We start from the raw sequence: 1,523 nt of genomic DNA, 5'->3' as shown, positions 1-1,523 counted from the left end.
AAACCTTTTGGTTCAAACTGGTTTGCGGTATTTTGGTTCCGCATGGTTTGCAGCGGCGTGCAAAATCTCTGGTGGTAAATCTTCTGGTTTTTACTCTGTCGCCAGCCGTACGCGCTTCAGGTTTTCGTCACAGTTTAACCATTTTACGGGCTTACGCAGCTAACAAAAAAATCGTGTTCGTTCCGCTGCGCTCCACCGGACGCGCCTGCGGCGCGCCGCACATTTTGGCGTTATGTCGCTCACACCTAAAACAACCTAAAGATGATAAAAACAACTGAAAGTTGACTTTGGCGCCATTGATGACTATCTTGATAATCATCATTATGAGGAGTTCATTATATGGCTATTGCAACAAAAGAGTTGAAAAGGCTTCGGTTGGCACAGAATGTGACTCAAAAATATCTGGCAGATGCGATTGGTGTGTCATCTGCTCGCTATAGTTCATGGGAGCGTGGCGAAAAACAACCATCATCAGAAAATGTTCAAAAGTTGGCCGAGGCTTTAAAGTGCAGTATTAATAAGTTAGTTGAACAAAGTAAAGAAACAAAATTTGATATTGAAATATTCAATGATAAAAATCCAAGTTTTTCATACTTTGTTACCGAAAGAAAAGATCAAAAAATAAGATCGCATGACGCATTAATATTAAAGATTAATATTTTTGATCATGCATTATTACTTGAGCTTTCAAGTGAATCTGAAAAAAAGTCTCTTAATTCAATGCTTCGTGGAGAGCATGATTTTATATGGGTTGAGACATACGATGATAAATTCTTTTACGTCAATACTGATTGTATTGAGTGGGCTATTTGGCACGATGATGGCGCTGATGAATATCCTGGAATCTGTGAAGGTAAATTTCATGAAACACCTTTATTAAAAGCTGATGTCAGGAAGGATGCTGTTCTTTTTATAATGGCTAAGAATGGGAATTATGAAGTAAATAGTGATTGCAACTTTGATCTCAGTGTCGATTTTGAATGGCTGATAGAGCATCAATCAAGACTAATAGAAGAAGCTCCTGATGTGATAAAGTCACTTAAAGAAAATCTAGATGAAAATTACATTGATTTCTTGAATGATACAGAACGCACAGAATATGAAAGAGAATTCATTAATGCATGGGGAATAAGAATATTTTTAAAAGGTGGAAAGGAGATCTTTCTTCCTGGTATGTACTCTAGAGGAGATGCGTGGGATGAAGCCCTTATAGATATACAAAACATGAATCTTTATGATGAAAATCATGTTACAGATTTTAGTGATCATGAAACGAATAATCATTATATAATTCCCACGAATCAAATTGCTTTCATAGAATATCCCAATGTGTTCAATGCAATAGGAAACTATGCAGAATATGATAAAATTTCGCTCTTAGGTACTGATGAAATTGATAAAACTGTTGAGAAACTATCAAAACTGGTTTGCCAAGGTTAGAGAATAAATAAACAAATCAACCGCAACATAACAAAAAAATCCAGGTGACGCCTACGGCGCACCTGATTTTGGCGTTAGCTGCT

2 protein-coding genes are annotated in these 1,523 nt (G+C 36.7%); both read left to right on the top strand.

What is annotated here, in order from left to right:
* On the top strand, positions 1 to 278 hold a 278-nt coding region (locus AKL11_RS24340; protein ID WP_157673764.1), incomplete at its 5' end, for a hypothetical protein.
* 61 nt (positions 279 to 339) lie between these two features.
* On the top strand, positions 340 to 1,440 hold the full coding sequence (locus AKL11_RS24335; protein ID WP_067522950.1) for a helix-turn-helix domain-containing protein: 1,101 nt from the start codon (positions 340 to 342) through the stop codon (positions 1,438 to 1,440).
* Positions 1,441 to 1,523 lie beyond the last annotated feature (83 nt).

The organism is Endozoicomonas ascidiicola, assembly GCF_001646945.1.
GTDB lineage: Bacteria > Pseudomonadota > Gammaproteobacteria > Pseudomonadales > Endozoicomonadaceae > Endozoicomonas > Endozoicomonas ascidiicola.
This window is presented reverse-complemented; position numbering and strand designations above follow the sequence as displayed.